The organism is Glycocaulis alkaliphilus (assembly GCF_004000605.1).
Lineage (GTDB): Bacteria > Pseudomonadota > Alphaproteobacteria > Caulobacterales > Maricaulaceae > Glycocaulis > Glycocaulis alkaliphilus.
The window spans coordinates 2,760,042-2,785,740 of record NZ_CP018911.1 but is presented as its reverse complement, the minus strand read 5'-3'; the positions used below and the strand labels follow the sequence as shown (position 1 = coordinate 2,785,740).

Here is a 25,699-nt window from a genome sequence, read left to right as displayed (position 1 = left end):
CGGTCACCAGACGCCGAAACTGCCAGCCATCAGGGCCGCGCCGAACACCAGAGCGGCAACGCCCCAGATGAGCGGCACAACGGGGCGGGCGAACCACGGCGCGAAGAAGCCCATGAAGCGGTTCTGCAGCCACAGGATCAGTGCGCCTTCAACAATCGCGGCCCAGCCCACCAGGGTGACGATAATGGCCAGCGGATTGTCCCAGCGCGTGTGCGTGGCCGCGATAACAAGCCCGATGACGAGCGCGATCAGGCCCATGGTGACGGTCAGGCCGATATCCTCGTCCAGCCGGGCCAGCAGGCGGGTAATCAGCGTGCGGTCGATCAGCATCGCCACGCCCATCACCAGCATGTATCCGCCCAGTATCTGGGCGAGGATCACTGTCAATTCAGCCATGATGGCATCTCCATCACAGCGCCGCCCCCAGCGGTGAAACGCTACGCCCGGAGGGGAGGGGGTGCAAGGGATGAGTGGGGAGAGCAGCCTCGTTTCTCCCCCCGTTTACGGGGGGAGTGGCCTGAAAGGCCGAGGGGGGGATTGCACGAAACAACTCCCCCCTCCGCCTCGCTTCGCTCAGCACCTCCCCCGTGAACGGGGGAGGAAAAGTGAGGCCGGGAAGGCGGCCCCCCTACCTCGCCGCCGCCTCGACACCGCGCATGACGCGCAGCACATTGCCGCCCCACAGCTTGGCGATGTCCTCTTCGGAATAGCCCCGGCGCAAGAGTTCTGCGGTCACGTTCGGGGTTTCGGACGCATCGTCCCAGCCGCGCACCCCGCCGCCGCCATCAAAGTCCGACACGATGCCGACATGGTCGATCCCGGCTACGGCGACCGCGTGGTCGATATGGTCAGCCATGTCGGCCACGGTTGCGTCAGGATACTCTGCGCGCAGGGCGGCGACGCGTTCCTGATACTGTGCCCGGCTTTCCGGCGTGGAGCGCTCCCAGCCGCCCGGCTGGTCAAGCCCGAACTCGGTGCGCAGCTCTGCGATGGCGGCGGTGAGGCCCGGATCAATCGCGCGCAGGTATGAGCGGAAGGCGACCATCTGCGCCACGCCGCCATTATCGCGGATCGCCTCCAGCAGCTCATCGGTGAGGTTGCGCGGATGGTCATAGACCGCGCGGGCGCCCGAGTGACTGGCGATGATCGGCGCGCGCGACATCCGGATGGCTTCCAGCGAGGTGCGCGGGCCGACATGGGAGATGTCGACCATGATGCCGTGATCATTCAGGAGCTCCACCAGCCGGCGGCCAAGATCAGTCAGGCCCGGATCCTCCATCGGATCACCGGCGGAGAGGTCCGGGTTGGAGCTGCCGCCAAACTGGTTATTTCTAAAATGGGTGAGGGCGGCATAGCGCGCGCCTCTGGCGGCCCAGAGCGGCACCTCCTCCTCGATATTCTCGCCCATGAAATAGCTGTTCTCGATGCCGATAAGGGCGATCAGACGGCCAGAGGCGTAAATCTCTTCCACCTCGTCGGCGGTAGTGGCCAGTGCGATGCGCTCCGGATTGGCGCGCACCATGCGCATGATCGCCTGATAGGTCTCCTCGGCGCGCGCGCGGGCGGTGGCATAGCCCTCTTCGTCGAGATCGCGCTGCTGCACATAGACGATGAAGAAAGCCGCATCGAGCCCGCCTGCGCGCATCTTGGGCAGGTCCACCTGCAGGCGCGTCCAGGTATTGGGATCGATCAAATGCGTGGCATAGCCGGTGGGGATGTCGACATGGGTGTCGATGGTCAGGATGCGGTCGTGAATCTCACGCACCTCCAGCTCGGAGAGCTCCTGGGCGAGCCCCGCTCCGGCGATGAAGGGCGCGATGGCGGCGGCGGTGATGAGTGTACGCAGCATGGAAGGTGTCCCCTTGTGAATCTCTTGGTGCCAGCTAAGTCGCTGGCGCGCCGGAGGGCAAGGGGACGGGTGTGGAAGGGGGCTTCACCGTTCTTTCCATCTCGTCATGCCCGCGGAGGCGGGCATCCAGAGATAGTAGGACAAAGACACTGAATGCGGCTCTGGGTTCCCGCCTGCGCGGGAACGACGAGGAGCGTAAGGACCCTCACCCCTCCATCCCGGCCTCATGGATCACCGTGCGGAAATAGCTGACCATGCCGGGCAAGGCGTCGATGCGGATGCGTTCGTTATCGCCGTGAATGCGCGAGAGATCGTCCATCTCCATCCGCATGGGCGCATAGCGGTAGATATGGTCGGCCACATCCTTGAAGGCGCGCGAGTCCGTGGCGGCGGTGAGGAGGTTAGGCACGACGGGCGCGCCATCGGGCAGATGGCTGACGGCTGCGCCTGCAATGATCTCCCATGCCCGGCCCGAAGTGGCGCTGATCGGCGGCGCGTCGGAGATGCGGCCCACCGGCTCAATCGTTACGCCGTCCAGATGGCTGACCGCGCCGCGCATATGGGCGAGCGCGCTCTCAGCACTGTCGCGCGGGTGCAGGCGCAGATTGATGATTGCGCGGGCTTCCTGCGGCAGCACATTGGCGACCGTACCGCCGGTGATGATGGTTGGCGCGATGGTGGTGCCGATCGTGGCTCTTGTCGCGTCATCCTCCATCATCTGACCGCGCAGGACCGAGCCGAAGAGGACAGGGCGCGCCATCACGAAGCCCGCCATCCCGTCCATTTCCGGGGCGAGCGCGCGCATCATGTCCGGCACCGGATGGTCGATGCGGTGCTCGAACGGATTGTCGACAATGGCGTTGATGGCGCGGGAAAGCAGCCCGATGGCCGTTTCCGGCGGAGGGGAGGAGGAATGCCCGCCGCGCGCCCGCGCGGTGATCTCCACCGAGAGAAAGCCCTTCTCGCCCACGCCTATGAGGCCCACCGGCCCGCCCGTCATCGGGAAGGTCTCGATTGAGGTGCCGCCTTCATCGAGCACGAACCAGGCCCGGCGGCCTTGCGCCTCCAGCCGCTCTGCCATCGCCACGGCGCCGGTGCCGCCCACCTCCTCATCATGGCCAAACCCGATATGGATGGTGCGTTCAGGCGTGAAGCCCTCTTCCAGCAGGGTCTCCATCGCCGCTACAGCCATGACGAGGAAGCCCTTCATGTCGAGCGTGCCGCGCCCCCAGACATAGCCGTCCGCTATCGTGCCGGAGAAGGGTGGATACACCCACTGGTCTTCGGTGCCCGGCTCCACCGGCACCACGTCCTGGTGGGCGAGAATGACAATCGGATCGAGCGCGGGGTTCGTCCCTTCCAGCGTGTACCAGAGCGAACCGTGCAAAATGTCTTCCGGGGCCATGCGCGCATGCACCAGCGGGAAGCTGGCCGCGAGCCAGTCACGGAAAGCGTCGAACTCGGCCCGGCTGGCATCGGGGTTACCCATCTCGGAAATGGTCTCAAACCGGATCGCCTCGCTTAAGCTCAGGGCCAGCGCCTCTGCGGATCGGGTGGAGGGGTTTGGCTCAATGGCGTCCGGCGTGGCGGGCGGCTGCGCACAGGCGCTTAAGAGCAGCAGGCCCGCGCCCGCAATGGCTGCGATGTTGAGTTTCATGGCCTGGCCCTCCCCGGCGGTTCTCATTGTTCGCCTGGAAGGCTAGAACGCGGCTGATGAAACGCCAAGCGGGCAGGGCCGTCTCAGTTGCGCGCCGCAGGCGGGCCGGGCTCGCAATGGCCGAGCCCTATAATGCGCTCCCGGTCAAACACGATCAGGCCATGAGCCGTTGCCACCGCGAAGCGCTCCTCGTCCAGCCGGGCGAGCCAGCGCGGGGTGCTGGGCAGGGTGGAAATGCGCGTGACGGTCCAGTCTTCTTCACCGCGCCAGTCCACGCGGTAGAGATTGCCTTGGGAATTTACTATGTGGGCGAGGCCCGTCGCCACAACCAATGTCTGCGGGTCTGCGGTTGCTACCCCCACGATATTGTCGCGGATAACGATGGCGCGCTCAGGGCCGTCGCCGGCTGTCCAGCCGAGCTCCCCGCCCCATTCGCCGTCATTGTGGGCGTCGAGTATGCCGTCTGCGAACGGAATTTCCAGCGCGCCGCGATGGGGGCGAGGCGGGAAGGGTTCGGCATCGCGACGGTGGACCACAACGCCTTCATAGCCGAAGGCCTCTGACCTGCACTCTGACGCCGTCCTGATGATTGGTGCCGCCAATACGGTCTGGATGTAGCTTCCCGGACGCCAGATGCGGTCTGTACCGATTTCGCCGCCATAATGCCGCCCTCTCTCCATCTGGTATGCCGGGTCAAAGATGATGTGGACGGCACCATCGCGGCGCAGGTGCATGGTGTGAGTAGTTTCAAGTGCCCCCTCACGGACAGCGCCAAGCCAGTGGGTTGCGGCGAGGCTTCTGAGCTGTTCCACATCCTCCGGCTCCGACACATGGCGGAATGCGAGGCTGACGGCATAGACACTCTGCCAGTCTTCAGCCTGCAGCATGTCACGAAGAAGCGGGAGGGAGTCTGCATCGCCCATCAGGCCGAGCACTTGTACGGACGGTATCTGAAGCCGAAAATCGTCACTCGCCGCAAACTCGCGCAACAGATGTGCGCTGGCGCGCGCATCGCGCCCGAAATAGGCAAGATCGCGAATGCAGTCGTGGAAGCGCGCTTCCAGATTCATTGATCTGTATAGCGCCTCGTCCTGTTCCAGTTCTCGCCAAGGACGTGTGGCGGCGAGGCTCTGTCCCAGCCGCGCGCAGTCACCTGCCATATCATCTGCCATCTCCGGGTCGAGAACAGTCCTCCGAGTTGAGCGCGCAAGCCCGGTGAGCAGGTCCGGTTCCAAGTCCCGAATCCGGTGAACGAAAGCCAGCGCGTCGGGGCCGAGATCCCTGATGCCCCGTAGCGCGGCAGCACGGCGTTCAATCGGCTCATCTGTGTCCTGCGCGATCCGGGTCCAGTCATCGGCCAGCAGGTAGGCATCACCAATGGAATAAGGGTTCTCCAGGAACGGATATAGTCTTGGGGACAGGTGCTCATAGACGTCATGTTCCGGTGACGGGCTAACGCTACCTTCAGGCTCGGGCACGTAACTCATCAACAGGCGCTCTCGCGCAGCATAACCAAAACGCCGGGCGAGGGTGTTCGTCGGCAGGCGCTCGAGATAGGGGAGCAATGCGTCTGGCACATCGGCTGGCGGCAGCGCCGGCAGTTGCGGGAGGGTGTCAGTCGACAGGAGCTCCGCAACGCGTGCGAGTTCGGCAGTATCGGTATTCGGCCAGCCAGACAGGATGTTGTCGACCATCCGTCTCTTCCGGTAGACCTCGCCTGCCCACGCATCCAGTTCGGTGACCGCATCCATACCGAAATGGCGAAGCGCCGTCCGGGCAGTGAGATACAAGGCAGGTGGATCGACATACCCGCGCCTGCTGTTCTCGATCAGCTCCAGACACTCAGCTGGTGAGGCGCAATCCGCGATGGCGGCCAGCTCGTCGCGGGTGATCATGTCCTCCCCTGCCTGCATGAGTGACAGGGCCGCGATGATGGCGAGCATGAATACCTCCCCTCGTTCGAGGTGTGCAGTCTGCCACAATCGAAAGCTGTTGCGAGGGAAAGGTGACGGGGCGGGCGCGTTTTCCTAGAAGAAGGGCACAGCCCTCAGGAGACCGCCATGAGCACCACCGAGACAGACCTGCCGCCAGAGCCTAAGGGCCGCGTGCTGATCATTGCCGGATCGGACAGTTCGGGCGGGGCGGGCATACAGGCCGATATCAAGGCGGTGACGGCGCTTGGCGGCTATGCGGCGACGGCGATTACCGCGCTGACCGTGCAGAACACCAGGGGCGTGAGCGCCGTCCACGGCGCGCCGCTGGAGATCATTTCAGGCCAGATCGCGGCGGTGCTGGATGATATTGGCGCGGACGCGATCAAGACCGGCATGCTGGCCAGCAAAGAGGTGATCGAGACCGTGATCGCCGCGCTGGACGAGGCGGGCGCCGAGCTGATCCCGCTCATCGTCGATCCGGTGATGGTGGCCAGCTCCGGCGCACGCCTGATCGGCGAGGATGCAGTTGAAGCCCTGAAAACAAAGTTGATCCGCCGGGCCACGCTTATCACGCCCAACGTGCCGGAAGCCGAGGCGCTTACCGGCATCAAGGTTGAAGATGTGGATGGCCAGCGCGAGGCGGGCGAGGCGCTCTTGAAGCTTGGCGCGCGCGCGGCCCTCATCAAGGGCGGGCATCTGGAAGGGGCCCAGGTGATCGATGTGCTGGTGACGCGTAATGGCATGCGCATTTTCTCTCGCCCGCGCATCAAGACCCGCCATACCCATGGCACGGGCTGTACGCTGGCGAGCGGCATCGCGGCGTTCGTCGCGCAAGGCGCGCCGCTGGACAAGGCCGTGGAGCAGGCGGGCGATTACCTGCACGAGGCGATACGGCGCGCGCCCGGCTTTGGCTCAGGCGCGGGGCCGGTCCATCATGGCTGGCCACTGGACGGCGAGCCGGTGTCAGAGGCGCCCTCCGGCCCGCTGGCGGCCGGGCTGGCCGGGCTGGCCGGACTGGCGGGACTGACCAGGGAGACATGAGTTTCCGCCTGCACGAGCAGGTGCCCGGCCAGAGCGATCTCCGCCTCTGAAGGGGTGCGCCAGCGCGGCGCGGCATGCTCCGGCCCGCGCCTGGTCAGCTGGTCCATCGCATCAACACCAAGCGCAAAGCGGACAATATCCGGGCCTTGCAGGGCGCGCTCCAGAACCGCGGGCAGGGGCTGGTGGCGGGTAATATGCCGGGCGAGGACCAGCGCCATGTATTGGCGCAGCCTGTCATCCGGTGTTACCGCCGCGAAAGCCCGGTCGACGAACAGCGTATCGCCGGCCATCCAGACGGCCTGCCGGCGCCCGCCTGCCAGATCAATGCTGACAAGCCGGACTTGCGCGGCGCAAGCGGGCTGCGGGATCAATACCAGCTCGATGCCCTCATCCCCGCGCTGCACGCGCAGATGCGTTTCGCCCCGGCGCAGGGCGTCGGGCAAGGTGCGGGCGCGCAAATCATCATGCCAGCGGGCATTGGGCTCGCTCCAGCGACCGTTCAGGCTGAGCAGAACATCGCCTGGCATCAGGCCTGCCCCGGCGGCCGGGCTGCCTTCGGCGACGATCCAGACCGCCGCCCGCGGATCTGCGCCATACGCCGCCCGGACATGATCGCGCTCGCCTGCCTGCCAGTCGGCGATATGGGTGGTGATGAGGCCGCTATAGGGGTGGTTCTGGGGACAATGGCGTGCATTGGCGATGATGAGCGGCGCGGCCAGCGCGAGGATGCGGGCCTGCAGCCGGGTCTCGTCCGCCAGGGCAAGGCGTGGCTCCAGACCGGGCGTCAGCGGAGCGGTGAGGGTCGTGCAGGCGGCAAGACACAGCATGGCAGCGCCGGTCAGAATACCGGCGGTCAGTCGTTTGCAGGGTGAAGCCGGGCCGTTCATTAACCCCAGCGTGGATTCGCTGTGCAGTGGTTTCAACCGGAATCTGGCCGCGTCCGCAAACTGAGCATTTGACGTGGGCGGATGTGCGTCCTACGCCAGCGCCCATTGATCAATGCCTTCAGCACGGACTTGCCCCATGCCGAGCCAGCCCTCTATCCGCCCGTCCGATCCGCGTTTCTCCTGCGGCCCCACACGGAAGCGTCCGGGCTGGGAATTGCCGGCGCTGGGCACCGGCTCGCTGGGACGCAGCCACCGGGCGAGCCTTCCCAAGCAGCGTCTGGGCGAAGCGATAGAGCGGGCAGGCGCGATCCTGGAAATCCCGGCCGATTACCGCGTCATCATCACGCCGGCTTCGGACACGGGCGCGTTCGAAGCGGCGATGTGGTGCATGCTGGGCGCGCGGGGCGCGGATGTGTTCAGCTGGGATGCGTTCGGTGATCGCTGGCTGACAGATGCGCAAAACGAGCTGAAACTGCCGGATTTGCGTGTGTTTCATGCGCCCTATGGGACACTGCCAGACCTCTCACAGGCTGATCCGGCGCGCGATATTCTCTTTACCTGGAATGCCACGGCTGCAGGCCTGAAAGTGCCGCATGCGGACTGGATTTCGGATAAGCGCGAAGGCCTTACCTTCTGCGATGCCACGTCTGCGGCGTTTGCGATGGATTTGCCGTGGGACAAGCTCGATGTGACGACGTTCTCCTGGCAGAAATGCCTTGGCGGAGAGGCGCAGCACGGCATGATCGTGCTCTCGCCGCGCGCGCGGGCGCGCTTGCGGGACTGGCGGCCCGCATGGCCGGTGCCGGGGATTTTCTCGCTCTTTGATGCCGCCAATGAGCAATCGGCCATGTTCGAGGGCTCGACCATCAACACGCCCTCATTGCTGGCAACGGAAGACTTTCTCGATGCGCTTCGCTGGGCGGCAAGGGAGGGCGGGCTTTCCGGCCTCATCGCGCGCTCACAGGCCAATCTCGCCGTGCTGGAGGCATGGGTGGAGAAGACGCCCTGGATCGATTTCGTCGCGCAGGACACGGCCCTGCGCTCGAACACTTCCGTCACGCTGAAATTTGCCGGGCCCGGCACGGCGGACTTTGATGACGAGGCCCTGCGCGCGCTCACAAAGCGTATGACGCAGCGTCTGGAGCGCGAGGGCGCGGCGCTGGACATTCTGCCTTATCCCAAGGCCCCGCCGGGCCTGCGCATCTGGTGCGGCCCGACCATCGATGCCGACGACCTCGCCGCCCTCTGCCCCTGGCTCGACTGGGCGTATGCGCAGGCGCGGGGGTAGGGGGGTAGCGGCGAAGTCGCTCAACCATTGTCATGGCCCGGTTTATCCGGGCCACCCATGCCTGAGAGTTGCAGTGTCGCCCTCGTCCTTCGAGACGCACTTCGTGCTCCTCAGGATGAGGGCGCGGGGAGCTTTTCCCTCATGCTGAGGGTGAGCGTAGCGAACGTCTCGAAGCGCGAGGGGAAGCTACCCGCTCAGGCATGGGTCCCCCGGACCGCTACGCGGCCGGAGGATGACAACTCCTACCCCAGCCGCTCCACGGTCAGATTGCCATTGGAGAACACGCAGATTTCGGCGGCGATCTCCATCGCCTTGCGGGCGATCACTTCCGGGTCTTCTTCGTAAGATAGGATGGCGCGGGCGGCCGACAGCGCGAAATTGCCCCCTGACCCGATAGCCGCAATGCCGTGCTCGGGCTCGAGCACATCGCCCGCCCCGGTGATGAGGAAGGTCTCGTTGGCGTCGGCCACGATCAGCATGGCCTCAAGGCGGCGCAAATAGCGGTCCGTGCGCCAGTCCTTGGCGAGCTCCACACACGCCCGCGCCAGCTGGCCGGAATGGGCTTCCAGCTTGCCTTCGAGGCGCTCAAAGAGGGCAAAGGCGTCGGCGGTGGCCCCGGCAAAGCCAGCAATCACCTTGCCGCCGCCAATGCGCCGGACTTTCCTCGCTGAGGATTTCACCACAGTATTGCCGATGGAGACCTGCCCATCGCCCGCCATGGCGACGGCCTTGCCCTTCCTCACGCAGATAATGGTGGTACCCCGCCAGCCGGGAAAGGCGCGCTCTTCGCTCATGGCTTATTGTCCTTCGTCAGTCCTGTGAGCACAGACATGGCTGGTACGAGAGGTCAGCGCAAGGCTTTCTCCTGCCCCCGCGTGGTTTGACGGGACACGAAAATCGTCTAGGAGAAGCGGCTCTCCGCAAGACCGCACCGCCAGAGATGAAGGCCGCCCCATGAAGCCGTTTCCTGATCGCTACAAGCCGCAAGACGCTGAAGAGACATGCAATGCGCGCTGGCTGAAGGACGAGGCCTTCAAGTGGGATCCGTCACTGCCCGCGGACAGCGATTACGTGATCGACACGCCGCCGCCGACCGTCTCCGGCACGCTGCATGTCGGCCATGTCTACAGCTATACCCAGGCCGACATCATGGCGCGCTATTTCCGCATGGCGGGCAGGAACGTGCTCTATCCTATCGGCTGGGACGATAACGGCCTGCCGACCGAGCGGCTGGTGGAAAAGAAGAAGAAGGTACGCGGCGGCACGATGGCGCGCGAAGAATTTGTCGCGCTGTGCCGTGAGGTGATCCCCGAATACGAGCAGCAATTCCGCGATCTGTTCACCCGGCTGGCTTTGTCGGTCGACTGGAGCCGGGAATACCAGACGATTTCGGATGAAAGCCGCACCGTCTCGCAAATGTCCTTCCTGGACCTTTACCGCAAGGGCCTTCTGGAGCGCCGCCTTGAGCCCACTCTTTGGGATCCTGCGGACCGTACCGCCATTGCGCAGGCCGAGGTGGAAGAGACCGAGCGCGAAGGCAAGCTGAACTATGTCGCGTTCGAGATTGAAGGCGGCGGGGAACCGGCTGTTATCGCCACCACGCGCCCGGAGCTGATCGCGGCCTGCGGCGCGCTGATCATCCATCCGGAGCATCCGCGTGCAAAAGAGCTGATCGGCAAACGCGCCATCACGCCGCTTTACGGCGTGCCGGTGCCGATTGTCGCCGATGAGACCGTGGACCCTGAAAAGGGTACCGGCATGGTGATGTGCTGCACGTTCGGCGATGTCACCGACATCCAGTGGTACCGCACGCACAAGCTGCCGCTTCGCATCGTCATCGGGCCGGACGGCAAGATGATCGAGCACCTCGATATTGGCTCTGACGAGTGGCCGAGCGTGGATGTGGAGGGCGCGAAAGCGACCATCACCGCGCTGGCCGGGCAGAAGGCGGAAGCGGCCAAGGCCGCCATTATCGAGATGTTGCGTGAAAAGGGCGTGCTCCTGAAACAGGAGGCGACCCATCAGGTGATCCCGGTCGCCGAGCGTTCAGGCGCGCCGCTGGAGATCATCGTCACGCCGCAATGGTTCATCCGCACGCTGGATTTCAAGGAGCAGATCCTCGCCAAGGGCCGGGAGATCGTCTGGAAGCCGGAATATATGCGCCAGCGCTTTGAAAGCTGGGTGGAAGGCCTGAAATGGGACTGGGCGATCTCGCGCCAGCGCCATTTCGGCGTGCCGCTTCCCGTCTGGTATTCGCGCCGTCCGGGTGAAGAGGGCAAGGTCATCGTGCCCGAAGCCGCAGACCTGCCCGTCGATCCCATGGTCGATCTGCCGCGCGGCTATAGCCGTGACGAGGTGGAGGGCGAGCGCGATGTGATGGACACGTGGGCGACCTCCTCGGTCAGCCCGCAGCTTGTCACGCGCTCGATCAATGAGGATCTGGCGCTGGACATTGATGTCCACAAGCGCCTCTTCCCGATGAGCGTGCGTCCGCAGGCCCACGAAATCATCCGCACCTGGGCCTTTTACACCATCGTGAAGGCGCTCCATCACCAGAACACGGTGCCGTGGAACACGATCGCGATCTCGGGTTGGTGTCTGGCGAGTGACGGCTCGAAGATGAGCAAGTCCAAGGGCAACGTCATCGATCCGATCAAGTTGCTGGACGAGTATGGCGCGGACGCCGTGCGCTACTGGACCGGCACCTCCCGCCTCGGCCATGACACGGCGCTGGCGCCCAACGTTCTCAATCAGGGCAAGCGCCTCGTCACCAAGCTGTGGAACGCGGTGAAGCTCGCGCACATGGCGCTGGAGCAGGCAGAGATTTCGCCTGTCTCGCCCAAAGCCGATATCGAGGCAGGCCACATCACCCATCCGATGGACAAATGGCTGTTGGGCGAGCTTTCCGAAACGGTTGAGAAAGCCACCAAGGCCTTTGAATCCTACGAGTACGCGCAGGCCTTGCGCGTGACGGATGATTTCTTCTGGCGCACCTATTGCGACAATTATCTGGAGATCGTGAAAAGCCGCACCCGGTTTGAAGGCAAGCCCGATGCGGGTCAGATTTCCGCGCTGCACACGCTCTGGCACGCCAGCATCATTCAGCTCAAACTGTTTGCGCCCTTCATCCCTTATGTCACCGACACGCTGCACGACGTGCTGGCTGGCGGTGAGGGGGCTGACACGCAAACCCTCCACGCCCGCGGTCACTGGCCGAAGCTGGACGAGCAGGCGGACAAGGACAGCTTCCGCGCCGAGGGCGATGCATTCGTGTCGATCCTTGCCGGTGTGCGCAAGGTGAAGAGCGAGCTTCAGGTCTCGATGAAGGCGCCGGTTCAGGTTCTGACGGTCGTCAGCGATGCTGATGGTGACATTGCCGGCCTGATCGGTCCGGTGACGGAGGATCTCAAGGCCGTCACCAATGCGCTGGAAATACGCATGGGGCTTGCTCCCTCCGACGCGCGTATTTCGCGTTCACCCGATGAGCGTTTCGAGATCGCACTGGAAATGGCGCCTGCACAGGACGGCGCGTAAGCCAGCGCGGCCTCAGGCTGCGCGCGAGCCGTCTGCGGGCAAGGTCAGCGGCAGGGTGAAGTGGAAGCGTGAGCCCTCGCCCGGCGCCGTTTCCACCCAGATCTGCCCGCCATGGCGCTCCACCGCCTGCTGGCATATGGCAAGGCCAATGCCCGTCCCCTCATATTCCTCGCGTCCATGCAGGCGCTGGAACGGCGCGAAGACTTTTTCGGAAAAGCGCGGGTCGAAGCCTATCCCGTCATCGGCGACGGTGAACTTCCAGCCATTTTTCTCGCGTGCCGCCGATATGGACACCGATACGCCTTCGCCCTTGCGGTATTTCAGTGCGTTGGAGAAGAGGTTCTGCATCAGGAGCCGCAGCAGGGTCGGATCGCCGTCGACCACCGGCAGGCTTGAGATTTCTATGTTCGCCGCGGCGTCATCGGCCATCAGTTCCAGCTCGGCCAATATGTCCTTCATCATGGCATCCATATCGACCGCATTGACAGCGAGCGGACGCTTGGAGGCGCGTGAATAGCTCAGAAGGTCATCAATCAGCCGGCGCATGCGCCCGGCAGCATCAACCAGAAACTCAAGGCTCCGGTCGGTTTCCGTGTCGAGTGTGCCCTGATGGCGGCGCTTGATCAGGCTCGCGAAGGCGGAAATCTTGCGCAGGGGTTCCTGCAGGTCATGCGAGGCGACGGCGGCAAACCTGTCCAGCTCGCGATTGGTGCGCTCCAGCTCTGCCGCATAGCGCTTGAGCTCCCGGTCCTGAGCCAGCTTTTCGGTGACATCGATGCTGATGCCATGGACCGCAACAGGAGAGCCGTAGGGGCTGCGCTCAACAGTCGCAGATGATATGATGTCAATGATGCTGCCGTCGGCTTTCCTCAGCTGTGCGTAGACATCCTCCATGCCACCGGCGGCGATCAGTGCCTTCATCCCGCCGAGCCGCTCCAGGGCAGCCTGCGAGGCGGGGGTAAGGAAGTCGTTATACGGCTGGCCGATTACCGCGTCGCGCTCATAGCCGGTTGTGGAAAGCCAGTAGTCACTGACCCCCAGGAGTATGCCGTCCGGGTCTGTCGAGGCCAGCATCACCGGGGTTGTTGTGTATATCTGGCGCAGGCGGTCGCGTTCGATATCCAGTGCTTCGGCAAACTGCCTTTCCGCCGTGATGTCGATAACGACACCGCCGGAGCGTATGGGCTTGCCGGTTTCGTCCCAGGCGGTTGGCTGGCCCTTGGAGCGCACCCAGCGCCAGTTCTCCCCGTCACGCAGCCGGTAATCAATGGGACCGGCGGCCCTGCCGGCCATGATCTCGGCCAGCGCCTTGCGGGCCAGCCGGCTGTCGTCAGGGTGGATGATGGGCTGCCAGTCGGCCGCTTCCAGCGTGTCCTCACCGATCTTGCGGCCCATCCATTCCAGGAGGCGGCCGCGCACGGACTGGGCGCCGGTCTTAAGATCGATACTCCAGATGGCGGACAGGCCAGCATCCATGGATTCGTTCAGGCGCTGTTCGCGCTCTTCCAGTTCCAGCTCAAGCACGCGGCGCGAGGTGATGTCGACGAGGGTTCCGATGGCCTCAAGGGGCTCGCCTCTCTCGCCGTATGCGCTGACGCCGCCACGGTCCTCGATCCAGCGCCAACCGCCTTGACCGTCCGCGACCCGGTAGACCGTGTTCAGCGGTTCGCCCGCGAGCATGGCGCTTACACCTGCTTCGCACAGATGGCGGTCCTCGCGGCATATCAGATCGCGCCATTCATCAAGGTTCAGCTTGCCGTCGTGACCGGCAGGCAGCCCCATGATGAGGCGGGCAAATTCGGACAGTTCGACCTGTTCGGTCTCGATCTTCAGCCGCCACGTGCCCTGATGCGCGCTCTCCAGTGCGCGGGCAAGCCGCTCCTCGCTATGGGCGAGATCCTGCTCCAGTGCCTTGCGGTCAGTGATGTCGAGTATGATGCCGGCACAGTCGGCCCGGTGGCTCTCGGGACCGAGACGGCTGGCGCGTCCCTCAACCCAGATATACTCCCCGCTTCTGGCATCCTGGATGCGGTACTCGATCGTCCGGCTTTCCCCTGGTGCGCTCCCCATGATGTCGCGAGCCGTTTGCTCGAGGGCTTCGCGGTCGCTGGGATGCACACAGGCGCGCCAGCGCGAAATGGGGATCCAGCCCGTCTCGTTCTCAAGGCCAATAATGGCGCGGATCTCGCCGCGGGGCATAATCTCGCCTGCCTTGTAATCGACTTCCCAGGCGCCAAGCGTGGCTGCAGAAACGGCAAGAGACAGCAGCCGCTCGCTGTCGACAAGACGGCGCTCGTGTTCCTTGCGCACTGTCGTTTCGGCAAACACCCCCGACGCGCGCAGAGGTTCGCCGCTGCTGGTCTGGGCGCTGATGCCGCCGCGCAGGCTCAGCCAGATCCAGTGTCCCCCTTCGGTGCGCACCCGGAACTCGACATGGGTATTGCCTACGTTTGCAATGGCCAAGAGCGCATCGCGAACCCTTGGCTGGTCCTCCCGGTGAATACGTGCCTTGAACTCGTCAGCAGGCAGGGTGAGCTGTTCCCCCGGCAGCCCGATAGCGGTCAGGGCCGGGCTGGTCAGGGTTACTTCGCGGGCCACATAGTCATAGGACCAGCTGCCAAGGCCTGCCCGGTCGAGCACGTCTGCAAGATCGCTGTCGAGTGCTTCCACGATGTCGTCGCGATGATGGCGCAGCTCATGCCAGAAGCCGAAAGCCTTCAGGGAGCGCCGCTCGTCACCTGCCGAGGGCTCAAGCTCTCCCCAGCTGCGAAACCAGATCCAGTGCCCGCTTTCGGCCCGCAGGCGAAAGGTCTCGTCAAAGCGGCCGCCGAACTGCAATCCCATGAAGGCAGCGTAGACGCGTTCGGAATCGTCAGGATGCAGCCGGCTGCGAACAACCGTCTCTCCGATCACTTGCGGGTCAGGGCTGGCACCCAGCGCTAGATTGACCGGGCCGGAAATCGTGCCGTTTATCGTCTCGAAATCGAAGGTCCAGGTGCTCAGGGCCAGGGCATTGACGATCAGCTGCGTCTTGCTGCGTTCAATCCCTGCGAGCGCTTCGGCCCGGTCGTCAGCGGCCACATCATGGACCAGCCCGGTGATCCGTAACGGATTGCCAGCCTCGTCGCGTTCCACCACGCGTACATCATGGCGCATCGGCACCCAGCCGCCTTCACGTGTGCGCATGCGGCAGAAAAAGCTGATGACGGTATCGGCGCCGGACGGATTGCCCCTCAGCACGCCGCGCGCGCGCGCCAGATCTGCCGGGTGGAATAGTGACAGCCAGCGGGCCAGACGGACGGGCGCATCTGCACCCCCGGGGCCGACGAAGCGTTCAAGCAGGCCTGAGACGACAACCTGCCGGGAACGGAAGTCAGCGCTGTAGGCGCCTTCGCTATGCTCCTCGAATGCCATGGCGACGCGCTTGCGTGCGGCGCGCATCTGCAAGTCGCGCTGCGACAGGTCCATGGCAGGCTCGATAGTGACCAGCCGTACGCCGGGCTCTGTGCGGCGCAAATGCAGACGTACGGCGACCGGCTCGCCGTCATGGCCGCGAAGCAGCGCCGTGTCCGAGAGCTGGTCAGAGCTGGCCGAGCGCGGGCGCTTCCATTTCGCCGTCAGCCCGTCCAGCGGATCGCAGTAAAGCTGGGCAAGGCTTGTCCCCGGCCGGGCGTGTTCGGAAAAACCGGCTTTGAAACGCGCATTGACGGCGATGATCCGGCCTTCATCGTCCAGCAGGGCGCATGCGCCTGGCAGCGCGTTGAACGCGTGTTCAAACATGTGCGCGCTGGTCATTAACTGCCTTGTTCCGGTTCGGCGGACTCCATGCGAATCAGCCCTTTGTGCGCATAGTATTGGAAGGAATATTAAGCAGGGGCTATCGTCCCGGCCTATCCAGCGATTTGGGCCTGTGCCCGGCAGAGAATTTAAGTGAGGACGGATTGACCGACGCATCTGCGCCGATCCTTGAAGTTCGCGGCCTGAACGTGCGCTTTGATACGCCTGATGGCGAAGTGCACGCCGTGCGCGGCATCGACCTTGAAATACGCTCCGGCGAATGCCTGGCGGTGGTGGGTGAGTCAGGGTCCGGCAAAAGCCAGACCTTTCTGGCCGCAATGGGGCTTCTGGCTTCCAACGGCAAGGCTGAAGGCTCGATCCGTTATCGCGGGCAGGAAATTCTCGGCCTGCCGCCGAAGCGCCTGAACACGGTGCGCGGCAAGTCGATGACGATGATCTTCCAGGATCCGCTGACTTCGCTGACCCCCCACATGCGTGTGGGTGATCAGATGAAGGAGGTTCTGGCGGCCCATCTCTCTTTGAAGGGCGAGGCAGCCGAGAAGCGCTGCGTGGAGTGGCTGGACCGGGTGCGCATACCCGAGGCGGCCCGCCGTCTGCGCCAGTATCCTCACGAGCTGTCAGGCGGCATGCGCCAGCGCGTGATGATCGCGATGTCGATGCTGTGCGGGCCGGATCTGCTGATTGCCGACGAGCCGACGACGGCGCTCGATGTGACCGTTCAGGCCCAGGTGCTCGACATCATGGACGAACTCAAGGCCGAAACCGGCGCGGCCATCGCCCTGATTACCCACGATATGGGCGTGGTGGCGCGCATGGCCGACCGGGTGCAGGTGATGCAGAACGGTGCCTATGTCGAGACAGGCGGTGTGGATCAGGTATTTGCCGAGCCGGCTCATGCCTATACGCGCATGCTGCTTGATGCCATGCCGCGGCTGGACAAGCCGGACCGGGTGACGGGCCCGATTACCCAGACGCGTCAGAGCGTGGAAGGCGAAAAGCCGGTTCTCGAGGTCAAGGACCTGAAGGTCTGGTTCCCGGTGCCGGTCGGGACTGGCCTGTTTCCCAAAACCATTCCGCTGAAAGCCGTGGACGGTGTCAGCTTTGACTTGCTGCCTGGCGAGACAATCGGCGTTGTAGGAGAATCTGGCTGCGGCAAGTCCACGCTTGCGCGCGCCATACTCCGGCTTGTGGAATCCACCGACGGTGCCGTCAGCTGGATCGGGACAAACCTGCTGGAAAAGAATGCGCGCGACATGCGTCAGGCGCGCAAGGACATGCAGATCGTGTTTCAGGATCCGCTGGCCTCGCTCAATCCGCGCATGACGATCGGCGCGTCCATCGCCGAACCGCTCATCACCTTCCGCCCCGAAGTCCGTGGCAAGGAGCGTGAAGGGCTGGTGCGCGCGATGATGAAACGTGTCGGGCTCGACCCCGACATGATCAACCGTTACCCCCACGAGCTGTCCGGCGGGCAGAACCAGCGTGTGGGCATTGCGCGCGCAATGATCCTCAACCCGAAACTGGTGATCTGTGACGAAGCGGTGTCGGCCCTGGATGTGTCCATCCAGGCGCAGATCATCGATCTGCTGGCAGACCTGCAGCGCGATCTGGGCCTGTCCATGCTGTTCATCTCGCATGACCTGTCTGTCGTGCGTGAGGTCTCTCACCGGGTGATGGTGCTGTATCTGGGCCGGATCGTGGAGTTCGCCACGCGCGATGCGATCTATGACGATGCCCGCCACCCCTATACGCGCGCGCTGATCTCTGCGGTGCCCATCCCGGACCCGCAGGTCGAACGCCAGCGCGAGCGGATCAAGCTGTCCGGCGATCTTCCCAGCCCGCTCGACAGCCGCGCCCAGCTGCGCTTCCTGAAATCACGCCTCGTCGATGATGACGATGTGGAGCAGTACCGTCCCGAACTGATCGAGGTCACGCCGGGTCACTGGGTCGCTGAACACGACCCTGTCTGACGCCTGATAATCGCGGTCAGGTAAGCTGCGTGGCTGCGATGCGCCGCGAGTGTGAAGCCTTTTTCATTTGAAGCTCGCTCGTCCTGCCTTAGTTTCGCCCGAATGATGAACGCCGCAATGATCCGGGGGAACTCCATGAACATCGTCCATGCAGGCAAAGGCCTGCTCGCCAGCCTATTATTTCTGGCTCTTGCAGCATGCGCCGATGATCCGGCGCAAACCGGCCAGCGGCCGGCAGACGAGACTGCGCGCTCCGGTGTCGAGACGGAGTTCGCCCACCTCACCAGCGGCATTCCCGCTGATCCCGGCATGCGCTTTGGCCAGCTCGATAACGGCATGCGCTATGTGATCATGCCGAACTCCACGCCCAGCGGTACGGCGGCCCTGCGCCTGGTCTTCAATGTCGGCTCGCTCGCAGAGGCCGAACATCAGCGCGGCCTTGCCCACTTCATCGAGCATATGGCGTTCAATGGCACGACCAATGTGCCCGAAGGCGAAATGATCCCGCTGCTGGAGCGCTATGGCCTGGCCTTCGGCCCTGACACCAATGCATTCACCGGTCAGCAGGTGGTGGGTTATCAGCTCGACCTGCCGTCGGTGGAGGAACAGATCCTCAAGACCGGCCTGTTCCTGATGCGTGAAACCGCCACCGAAATGGTGATGGATCCGGAGGCCATCGAGGCGGAGCGCGGCGTGATCCGCGGGGAAATGCGTTTCCGGGACACCCCGATCCAGCGCTTCCTGATGAGCTATTACGGCTTTCTCTATCCCGACACGCTGGTGTCCGAACGCAGCCCGATCGGCACGCTGGACGTCATCAACAACGCCCCGCGCGAGGCCTTCATCGAGTATTATGAGGATTTCTATGTGCCGCAGCGCGCATTGCTGGTCGTGACCGGCGATGTAGACGCCGGCACGGTCGAAGCGATGATCCGTGACGGGTTCGAGATCGAACTGCCGGGGCTTGAGGTGAGCGCGGTTGACGGGTTCTCCACCTGGGAAGCACCCGCCGATGCGCCCGCTCACCCCGATATCGGGACGGTCTCGGCCGTGGATGCGCCGCGCTTTGGCTATTTCCATGATCCGGAAGTGTTCACCCTGATCAATTACGATGTCGTGGTTCCGGGTGCTTCACGGGCCGACAGCGCGCAGGCGCGGGTCGATTCCACCCTGCGCCAGCTGGGTAATGCGATCGTGCAGCGCCGCCTGCAATCGCAGATCAATTCGGGCCTGTCGCCGCTGGTGCAGGCCAGCTTCTCCTATTCCAACGATTTTGACCTGGCGCATCGCGCGGGCGTGTTCGCCGTATCCTCACCGGAACGCTGGCGCGAAGGCCTTGCCGTCATCGAGCAGGAAGTGCGCCGCGCCATGGAGCATGGCTTCAGCCAGGCCGAGCTCGACGAGCAGATGTCCAATCTGCGCACCAGCGTCCGCAATTCGGTCAATGCCGCGCGCACGCGCCGCACGCCGCAGCTGGCAGATGGCATCTGGCAGGGCTGGCTGGGTGAAAGGACCCTGAACCATCCGTCCTGGCAGGCCGAGTGGCTGGAGGCCAGTGAAGAGCAGTTGACGCTGGAAAATGTCGAAGCGGCTTTCCGCGCCATCTGGGCAGCGGCACCGCCGCAAATCTATGTCGCCGTCAACGAGCCTCTTGAAGACGGCGAAGCGGCAGTGCGTCAGGCCTGGCAGGAATCGCAATCCACCCCGGTCGATCCGCTTGATGACGCGGGGGCTACCGAATTTGCCTATACCGATTTCGGACCGGCAGGCGAGGTTGTGTCGCGCGGGCATGTCGAGGATCTCGACTTCCATCAGGTTGTTTTTGCCAATGGCGTGCGGCTCAACGTCAAGCAGACCGATTTTGAGGACAATATCATCCGCATCCGCGCCGAGTTTGGTGCAGGAGACCTGACACCGCAGCCGACGCCGGCGGCGGGCACCATTCTGGGCGCCGTGTTTGGCGGTGGCGGGCTGGAAGCCCATGACCGTGACGAGCTGCAGCGCCTGTTTGCCGGGCGTTCGGTCGGCTATGGCCTCGGGGTAGGCGCGGAAAGCTTCTCCTTCACGTCGTCGACCACGCCGGAGGATTTCGAGCTGCAGATGCAGGTGCTGACCGCCTTCATGGTGGCACCTGGCTGGCGTGATGACGGGCTGAGCCAGTTCCGCTCCATCGCGGAGGAACTCCGCCGGGGCCAGAACGCGCAGGCCGTGCAGGTGGCCGTGAACCGGGTCAGCCGGATGCTGCGCAGCGGCGATCCGCGCTGGGGCTTCCCTGAGCGCGCCGAGATCGAGGCGTTCACCATGGATCATGCCCGCGCGCTGGTCGCCGAGGCGCTGAGTTCCGCGCCGCTGGAGATCACCATTGTGGGCGACATCACGCCCGATGACGCCATCGCGATGACGGCCAGCACATTCGGCGCCCTGCCGGCGCGTGCCGAAAGCTGGCCGGACTATGACGATGCCCGCCAGCTGCGCTTCCCCGATCCGCGCCGTGACCCGGCCATTGTGGAGTTCAACGGTCAGCCCGATAGCGGCATGGCGAACATCTACTGGCCGCTGGGCGATGCGTTTGATGCGCGCCGGGCCCGTGCGCTTGATCTGATGGCTGAAGTGTACAGTCTCAAGGCTACGGAGCGCTTCCGCGAGCAGGAGGGGGCGACCTATTCGCCCATCGTCTCCAGTCAGGCCTCCATCATCTTCCCGGATTTCGGCTTCCTCTGGGTGGGGCTGGACGTGGACCGCAGCGAGGTTGAGCGCATGTATGGGATCGCTGACGAGCTGGCAGCAGCCATGGCGTCTGGCGATATCAGCGAGGACGAGCTTCAACGCGCCCGCCAGCCTGTTCTGGAGCGTCTGAGCCAGGGCATGGAAAGCAATCCGATGTGGCTGGGCCAGATCAGCCGGTCGCAAGCCTATCCTGAACGCCTCGACCGGCTGCGGACAGCGGTTGAGGATTATAACGCCGTCACGGTGGACGAGATCACAGCGCTCGCAGGGGAGTTGCTGCTGCCGGAACGCGCCTACCGGGTGTCGATCCTGCCGCGTGCCGCTGCACCGGCGAGCGAATAGCGCGCAAGGCGTGCAAACCGGCCCCGCACTGCCATGGGTGGTGCGGGGCCATCGGCTTTACGGAGACTGACATGATGAAATATCTCGCTATTGGCATCAGCACGGCACTGGTGCTGTCTGCGCCCGTGTTTTCGCAGGAGGCACCTGAACGGGTGACGCGCGGCAATCTGGTGATGGAAAACATCCCCGAAATTCCAGGCGAGGTACGCGAACGTCTGCGCCAGTATCAGAATGTGCGCGGCGCAGGCTTTTCCGATTTCGCGCCCGATGGCGGTATCTACATCACCACGCGTTTTGGCGAGACCAACCAGATCCACCATGTCGCGCAGCCCATGGGCGCGCGCCGTCAGATCACCTTCTATGATGAGCGCACCAGCGGTGCGAGCGTGCGCCCTGACGGGTCCGGCCAGTTCCTCTTTACCCGCGATGTCGGCGGGGATGAGTTCTTTCAAGGCTTCCTTTTCGATCCGGAGCGCTCGCGCTCGGTGCAGTTTACCACCGACCAGATCCGCAATCAGGGTTTCTCCTGGTCGCGTGATGGCCGGATGATCGCCTGGGCGGCGGCGGGCTGGGGCGATGCAGACTACACGGTCTACATGGCTGATCCGGCGGATCCCACAACCGCGCAGGAAATCCTGCAAGGTGAGGGCGCGATGAGCCCGGTGGACTGGTCGCCCGATGGCTCAAAACTCCTGATCGGGCGCTATTTCTCGATCAACGAGTCCCGGCTCTATGTGCTGGACATCGAGGAGGGTTCGCTCACCCAGATCAATCCGGACGAGACCAATGCCTATGGCGCGGCCCGCTTCACGGCCAGTGGCGAGAGCATTTTTGTGGTCACTGATGAAGGCGCCGAGTTCCGCCGCATCATGGAAATTCCCCTCGAAGGCGGAGACAAGCGTATCGTCGCCGAGCATGACTGGGACGTGCAGGCCATGGCCCTGTCACCGGACGGGTCGACCATCGCCTATACGACGAATGAAGGCGGCATTTCGGAGATTTACATCATCAACGCGGCCAGCGGCGAACGCCTGCCGGGGCCAGACCTGCCGGTCGGCCTGATCGGCGGCATAACCTTCAGCCCGGACGGCAACCGGATCGGCTTCACCCACAGCTCGGCCGCCTCGCCGGGCGATGCGTGGGTCTATGATCTGTCCTGGCAGGAGCTGGTCCGGTGGACCCAGTCTGAAGTGGGCGGGCTCGACACCAGCCGTTTCCAGACCCCTGAACTTATCAGCTATGAGAGCTTTGACGGGCTGGAAGTCCCCGCCTTCGTGCATCGCCCGTCCGGTGATGGTCCCTATCCGGTGATCGTCTCTATCCATGGCGGGCCGGAAAGCCAGTCCCGCCCGGGCTTCAACGCCAATTTCCAGTACTGGCAGCACGAGCTGGGCGCGGCGGTTGTCGTGCCCAATGTGCGTGGCTCGGCCGGGTACGGGAATGAATATGTCAATCTGGACAATGTGTTCCTGCGCGAGAACTCGGTGCGCGACATCGGCGCGCTGCTCGACTGGATCGCTACACAACCCGATCTCGATGAGAACCGCGTTGTCGTCTATGGCGGCTCCTATGGCGGGTATATGGTGCTGGCCTCGCTGGTGCATTATTCGGACCGGCTGGCCGGCGGCATCAATATTGTCGGCATCTCCAATTTCGTGACCTTCCTGGAAAACACGGCCGGCTACCGGCAGGATCTGCGCCGCGCCGAATATGGCGATGAGCGTGATCCGGAAGTGCGCGAGTTTCTGGAGAGCATCTCGCCTGCCAATCACGCCCACCGCATCACCGCGCCGCTCTTCATCATTCAGGGCGCCAATGACCCGCGCGTGCCGCTGTCGGAGGCCGAGCAGATCCTTGCCGCCGTGCGCGAAGCGGGCGGTGATCCCTGGTATCTGGTGGCCATGGATGAAGGCCACGGCTTTGCCCGGCAGTCCAACCGGGATTTCCAGCGCGAGGCCGAGACCCTGTTCCTGAGGGATGTTCTGGGGCTGGACTGACCGGGTTTACCCAAGGTGCAGCTATCTCCGCCCGGCAGGCTCGACGCTTGCCGGGCGGTTTTCTATGGTGCGGTAAAATTCACCGGATCTGGGATGACCTGCCATGCACACCCGCCTTGCCCTGACCGCCTCCCTCGCCACCTTGCTGCTCGCCGCGTGCGGGGAGAGCCCTGCACCGGATGAGCGCGCACCGGCCGATGAAAGCCCTGCCGTGCAAGAAGGGGTGGCCGGGCCTGCCTCGCAGCCAAGCCAGGACGATGCCATCACGCTTTCTCCTCTGGAGCCGGAAGAAGACGCGGAAACCTTCCGCGCCCGCGTCGAAGGGATGAGCGAAGAGGATCAGGCGGCGGCCGTGTTCCAGCGCGAACTGCGCATGGCGCGTGGCTGTGAGCCGGGCGATGCGCCGCTGCACGATTTCACGCCGCGCGAGCGGGGCGAGGACGAATCCAGCGCCTATTACAATGGCGCGATGGCTGCCGAGTTCCTTCACCGCAATGTCGAACAGCCTTGCGTCTTCAACACGCGCAGCGGGCTGCAATACCGCATCGAGCGGGCGGCCGGGCCGGATAATCCTTCCCCGGTGCGCGGCGAATATGTGCGCGTGCATTATGCCGGCCAGCTGCTGGATGGCAGCGAGTTCGACAGCTCCTATGCGCGCGGCGAACCGGCAGAGTTTCCCTCCGACCGGCTGATCGCAGGCTGGGTCGAGGCCCTGCCGCTGATGCGCGTCGGCGAGAAGTGGACGCTCTATATCGGCCCGGAGTTGGGCTATGGCTTGCGCGGCACACCGGGCGGACCCATTCCGCCGAACGCGGCGCTGGTCTTCCAGCTGGAACTGCTTGGCCTGCCGGACCGCGAATGAGCCGGAGCCCGCAAGCCATTGCGCTGCTTGAACGCCTGATCGCGTTCGACACCACTTCGCGCAATTCCAATCTCGCCCTCATTGACTGGATGGAGGACTATCTGACCGGGCTGGGTGCGCGCTGCGAGCGCGTGCCGAGCCCGGACGGGCTGAAATCCAATCTGCACGCCTATATCGGGCCGGAGGTGGATGGCGGGGTCGTGCTCTCCGGTCATACCGATGTGGTCCCCGTGGATGGCCAGAACTGGTCGACCGATCCGTTCGCGCTGACCGAGAAAGATGGCAAGCTCTACGGGCGCGGCACGTGCGACATGAAGGGCTTTGTCGCCTGCGCGCTGGCCGCCGCGCCTGATCTGGCGGCGGCGTCCCTCAAGCGCCCGGTCCATTTTGCTTTCTCCTATGATGAGGAGGTGGGCTGTCAGGGCGCGCCCTCCATGATCGAAGCGATTGCCGCCGGGCATCCCAAACCTTCCGCCGTGCTGGTGGGCGAACCCACCGGCATGAAGGTGGTGACGGGGCATAAGGGACTTTATTCGGTGCGCGTGGAGATCACGGGCCACGAAGCCCATTCCAGCCTGGTCAATGCTGGTGCCTGCGCGGTGACGAACGCTGTGATCCTGATGGATTTCCTGCGCCGCGAGGGCGAGGCCCTGCGTGCGGCAGCTCCAGACGACAGCCCGTTTGATCCGCCTTTTGGCACGCTGACCATTGGCCGGATGGGCGGCGGGTCGGCGATGAATATCCTCGCGAAAGACGCCTGGTTTGAAGCCCTGATGCGCCCGGCGCCCTGGGATGATGGCCCCGGCGTTGGCCGGCGCCTGCGTGAGCTGGCAGCGCAGGTGGAAGCCGATATGCGCCGCACCGCGCCTGCCGCCTCCATCCGCATTACCGAGGTTTCCAACGTCCCGCCCTTGCGCCCTGAAACCGACGGCGAGGCCGAGGGCATTGCCCGCGCCCTGACCGGCGATAATGCGCCGCGCGTCGTCTCCTACGGCACCGAGGGCGGGCAGTTTCAGGATGGCGGCATGTCGGCCGTGATCTGCGGGCCCGGCCATATCGATCAGGCCCACCAGCCCGACGAGTTCGTCGAGATCAGCCAGCTGGAAGCCTGCATGGTCTTCCTGAAAAAGCTGGAGCAGCGCCTGCGCGCCTAAAGGAGCTCCACCACTGTTTCACCTGTAAGCAAAGCGGCTTTGATCTGCAGCCATGCCGTGGAAAAGCGGTCCAGCAAGGCGTTGGTAGACACATTGCCCATGCGCACCCAAACCAGCCGGATGGCCGGATCAAAGCGCAACGACAGATCAAGGAAATCAGCGTCCTTCGTTACGATGATGCGGCCTTGAGACTGTGCCAGTTCGCAAATTTCGCGATCGGTTGCCCGTCCGAGGCCAACATCATGGACGTGTACCGCCTCAGCCCCTTGTTCCGTGATCCAGCGGGCCAGTGTCTTCGGCAGCTGAACATCCACCAGAAAGGATAGCGTGGTCACTCTGCCGCTATAACGCGATGATTGGCGAGACGCGCCGCATAGGCCAGCGCGGCCAGAATGTCATCATGTTCCAGATACGGGTAATCTGCGAGTATCTGATCATTGCTCATGCCCGAGGCGAGGAGGTCGAGTATGTCCCCCACCCTCATGCGTAAGCCGCGCAGACAAGGCTGGCCGCCCATGACCTGCGGGTCTGTCGTGATCCGGTCCAGCAATTGTGTGCTCATTGATCATCCTCAAATGCGCGGCAATTCTACACTGTTCCCGCCCCAGCCGCAAAGCATCGCCGCTCGTGTATGGACGCGGCGCGGGGAAGCGTCTAAA

Annotated in this window: 17 protein-coding genes; 8 read left to right on the top strand and 9 right to left on the bottom strand. The window is 64.1% G+C overall.

The window, feature by feature from the left end; all coding sequences use genetic code 11:
- Positions 1–3 precede the first annotated feature (3 nt).
- From X907_RS13190 to X907_RS13175, 4 genes are all read right to left on the bottom strand, one after another.
- Positions 4–396 (bottom strand): hypothetical protein, encoded by a 393-nt coding sequence (locus X907_RS13190; protein WP_127568750.1) that lies wholly within the window; start codon positions 394–396, stop codon positions 4–6.
- Positions 397–628: 232 nt separating this feature from the next.
- Complete coding sequence (locus X907_RS13185; RefSeq protein WP_127568748.1) at positions 629–1,849, bottom strand: dipeptidase; 1,221 nt, start codon at positions 1,847–1,849, stop codon at positions 629–631.
- A 205-nt stretch (positions 1,850–2,054) separates the two neighbouring features.
- On the bottom strand, positions 2,055–3,506 hold the full coding sequence (locus X907_RS13180) for a M20/M25/M40 family metallo-hydrolase (RefSeq protein WP_170175569.1): 1,452 nt from the start codon (positions 3,504–3,506) through the stop codon (positions 2,055–2,057).
- Between the two features lie 83 nt (positions 3,507–3,589).
- Positions 3,590–5,449, bottom strand: a complete 1,860-nt coding sequence (locus tag X907_RS13175) for a HEAT repeat domain-containing protein (protein WP_127568744.1) — start codon at positions 5,447–5,449, stop codon at positions 3,590–3,592.
- Between the two features lie 117 nt (positions 5,450–5,566).
- Here X907_RS13175 and thiD point away from each other — a divergent pair, with 117 nt between their 5' ends.
- Positions 5,567–6,481, top strand: coding sequence for a bifunctional hydroxymethylpyrimidine kinase/phosphomethylpyrimidine kinase (gene thiD, locus X907_RS13170; protein WP_127568742.1), 915 nt, complete (start codon positions 5,567–5,569; stop codon positions 6,479–6,481).
- Here the strand turns inward: thiD and X907_RS13165 are convergent.
- Positions 6,373–7,368 (bottom strand): PDZ domain-containing protein, encoded by a 996-nt coding sequence (locus tag X907_RS13165; RefSeq protein ID WP_127568740.1) that lies wholly within the window; start codon positions 7,366–7,368, stop codon positions 6,373–6,375. The two genes, thiD and X907_RS13165, sit on opposite strands and share 109 nt — an antisense overlap.
- 136 nt (positions 7,369–7,504) lie before the next feature.
- On the opposite strand from X907_RS13165, the gene X907_RS13160 reads away from it, so the two are divergent.
- The gene (locus X907_RS13160; RefSeq protein WP_127568738.1) at positions 7,505–8,656 is read left to right on the top strand and encodes a phosphoserine transaminase; all 1,152 of its coding nucleotides are present in this window, start codon (positions 7,505–7,507) and stop codon (positions 8,654–8,656) included.
- Positions 8,657–8,898: 242 nt separating this feature from the next.
- Here the strand turns inward: X907_RS13160 and hslV are convergent, their stop codons facing one another.
- Positions 8,899–9,450: an ATP-dependent protease subunit HslV gene (hslV, locus tag X907_RS13155; protein WP_127568736.1), complete on the bottom strand. Its 552-nt coding sequence runs from the start codon at positions 9,448–9,450 to the stop codon at positions 8,899–8,901.
- 160 nt (positions 9,451–9,610) lie between these two features.
- On the opposite strand from hslV, the gene X907_RS13150 reads away from it, so the two are divergent.
- Complete coding sequence (locus X907_RS13150) at positions 9,611–12,190, top strand: valine--tRNA ligase (RefSeq protein ID WP_127568734.1); 2,580 nt, start codon at positions 9,611–9,613, stop codon at positions 12,188–12,190.
- Between the two features lie 12 nt (positions 12,191–12,202).
- On the opposite strand, the gene X907_RS13145 is transcribed toward X907_RS13150, so the two are convergent.
- Entirely contained in the window at positions 12,203–15,985 is a 3,783-nt protein-coding gene (locus tag X907_RS13145) for a PAS domain-containing protein (protein ID WP_170175568.1), read from the bottom strand.
- 146 nt (positions 15,986–16,131) lie between these two features.
- Here X907_RS13145 and X907_RS13140 point away from each other — a divergent pair, with 146 nt between their 5' ends.
- From X907_RS13140 to argE, 5 genes are all read left to right on the top strand, one after another.
- Positions 16,132–17,958, top strand: coding sequence for an ABC transporter ATP-binding protein (locus X907_RS13140; protein WP_127568730.1), 1,827 nt, complete (start codon positions 16,132–16,134; stop codon positions 17,956–17,958).
- Positions 17,959–18,093: 135 nt separating this feature from the next.
- Positions 18,094–21,027: a M16 family metallopeptidase gene (locus X907_RS13135; protein ID WP_127568728.1), complete on the top strand. Its 2,934-nt coding sequence runs from the start codon at positions 18,094–18,096 to the stop codon at positions 21,025–21,027.
- A 71-nt stretch (positions 21,028–21,098) separates the two neighbouring features.
- On the top strand, positions 21,099–23,024 hold the full coding sequence (locus X907_RS13130; protein ID WP_127568726.1) for a S9 family peptidase: 1,926 nt from the start codon (positions 21,099–21,101) through the stop codon (positions 23,022–23,024).
- 103 nt (positions 23,025–23,127) lie between these two features.
- A complete protein-coding gene (locus tag X907_RS13125; RefSeq protein WP_233352393.1) occupies positions 23,128–23,886 on the top strand; it encodes an FKBP-type peptidyl-prolyl cis-trans isomerase in 759 nt (252 codons plus the stop codon).
- Positions 23,883–25,040 (top strand): acetylornithine deacetylase, encoded by a 1,158-nt coding sequence (argE, locus tag X907_RS13120; protein ID WP_127568724.1) that lies wholly within the window; start codon positions 23,883–23,885, stop codon positions 25,038–25,040. Before X907_RS13125 ends, argE begins: the two co-directional genes overlap by 4 nt.
- On the opposite strand, the gene X907_RS13115 is transcribed toward argE, so the two are convergent.
- Entirely contained in the window at positions 25,037–25,375 is a 339-nt protein-coding gene (locus tag X907_RS13115; protein ID WP_127568722.1) for a DUF5615 family PIN-like protein, read from the bottom strand. The two genes, argE and X907_RS13115, sit on opposite strands and share 4 nt — an antisense overlap.
- Positions 25,372–25,602 (bottom strand): DUF433 domain-containing protein, encoded by a 231-nt coding sequence (locus X907_RS13110; RefSeq protein WP_127568720.1) that lies wholly within the window; start codon positions 25,600–25,602, stop codon positions 25,372–25,374. Before X907_RS13110 ends, X907_RS13115 begins: the two co-directional genes overlap by 4 nt.
- Positions 25,603–25,699 lie beyond the last annotated feature (97 nt).

What these genes read in the sequence shown, in the direction of transcription:
- X907_RS13190 (WP_127568750.1), bottom strand. Translation starts at nt 396, where the DNA reads ATGGCTGAATTGACAGTGATCCTCGCCCAGATACTGGGCGGATACATG.
- X907_RS13185 (WP_127568748.1), bottom strand. Translation starts at nt 1,849, where the DNA reads ATGCTGCGTACACTCATCACCGCCGCCGCCATCGCGCCCTTCATCGCC.
- X907_RS13180 (WP_170175569.1), bottom strand. Translation starts at nt 3,506, where the DNA reads ATGAAACTCAACATCGCAGCCATTGCGGGCGCGGGCCTGCTGCTCTTA.
- X907_RS13175 (WP_127568744.1), bottom strand. Translation starts at nt 5,449, where the DNA reads ATGCTCGCCATCATCGCGGCCCTGTCACTCATGCAGGCAGGGGAGGAC.
- thiD (WP_127568742.1), top strand. Translation starts at nt 5,567, where the DNA reads ATGAGCACCACCGAGACAGACCTGCCGCCAGAGCCTAAGGGCCGCGTG.
- X907_RS13165 (WP_127568740.1), bottom strand. Translation starts at nt 7,368, where the DNA reads ATGAACGGCCCGGCTTCACCCTGCAAACGACTGACCGCCGGTATTCTG.
- X907_RS13160 (WP_127568738.1), top strand. Translation starts at nt 7,505, where the DNA reads ATGCCGAGCCAGCCCTCTATCCGCCCGTCCGATCCGCGTTTCTCCTGC.
- hslV (WP_127568736.1), bottom strand. Translation starts at nt 9,450, where the DNA reads ATGAGCGAAGAGCGCGCCTTTCCCGGCTGGCGGGGTACCACCATTATC.
- X907_RS13150 (WP_127568734.1), top strand. Translation starts at nt 9,611, where the DNA reads ATGAAGCCGTTTCCTGATCGCTACAAGCCGCAAGACGCTGAAGAGACA.
- X907_RS13145 (WP_170175568.1), bottom strand. Translation starts at nt 15,985, where the DNA reads ATGACCAGCGCGCACATGTTTGAACACGCGTTCAACGCGCTGCCAGGC.
- X907_RS13135 (WP_127568728.1), top strand. Translation starts at nt 18,094, where the DNA reads ATGAACATCGTCCATGCAGGCAAAGGCCTGCTCGCCAGCCTATTATTT.
- X907_RS13130 (WP_127568726.1), top strand. Translation starts at nt 21,099, where the DNA reads ATGATGAAATATCTCGCTATTGGCATCAGCACGGCACTGGTGCTGTCT.
- X907_RS13125 (WP_233352393.1), top strand. Translation starts at nt 23,128, where the DNA reads ATGCACACCCGCCTTGCCCTGACCGCCTCCCTCGCCACCTTGCTGCTC.
- argE (WP_127568724.1), top strand. Translation starts at nt 23,883, where the DNA reads ATGAGCCGGAGCCCGCAAGCCATTGCGCTGCTTGAACGCCTGATCGCG.
- X907_RS13110 (WP_127568720.1), bottom strand. Translation starts at nt 25,602, where the DNA reads ATGAGCACACAATTGCTGGACCGGATCACGACAGACCCGCAGGTCATG.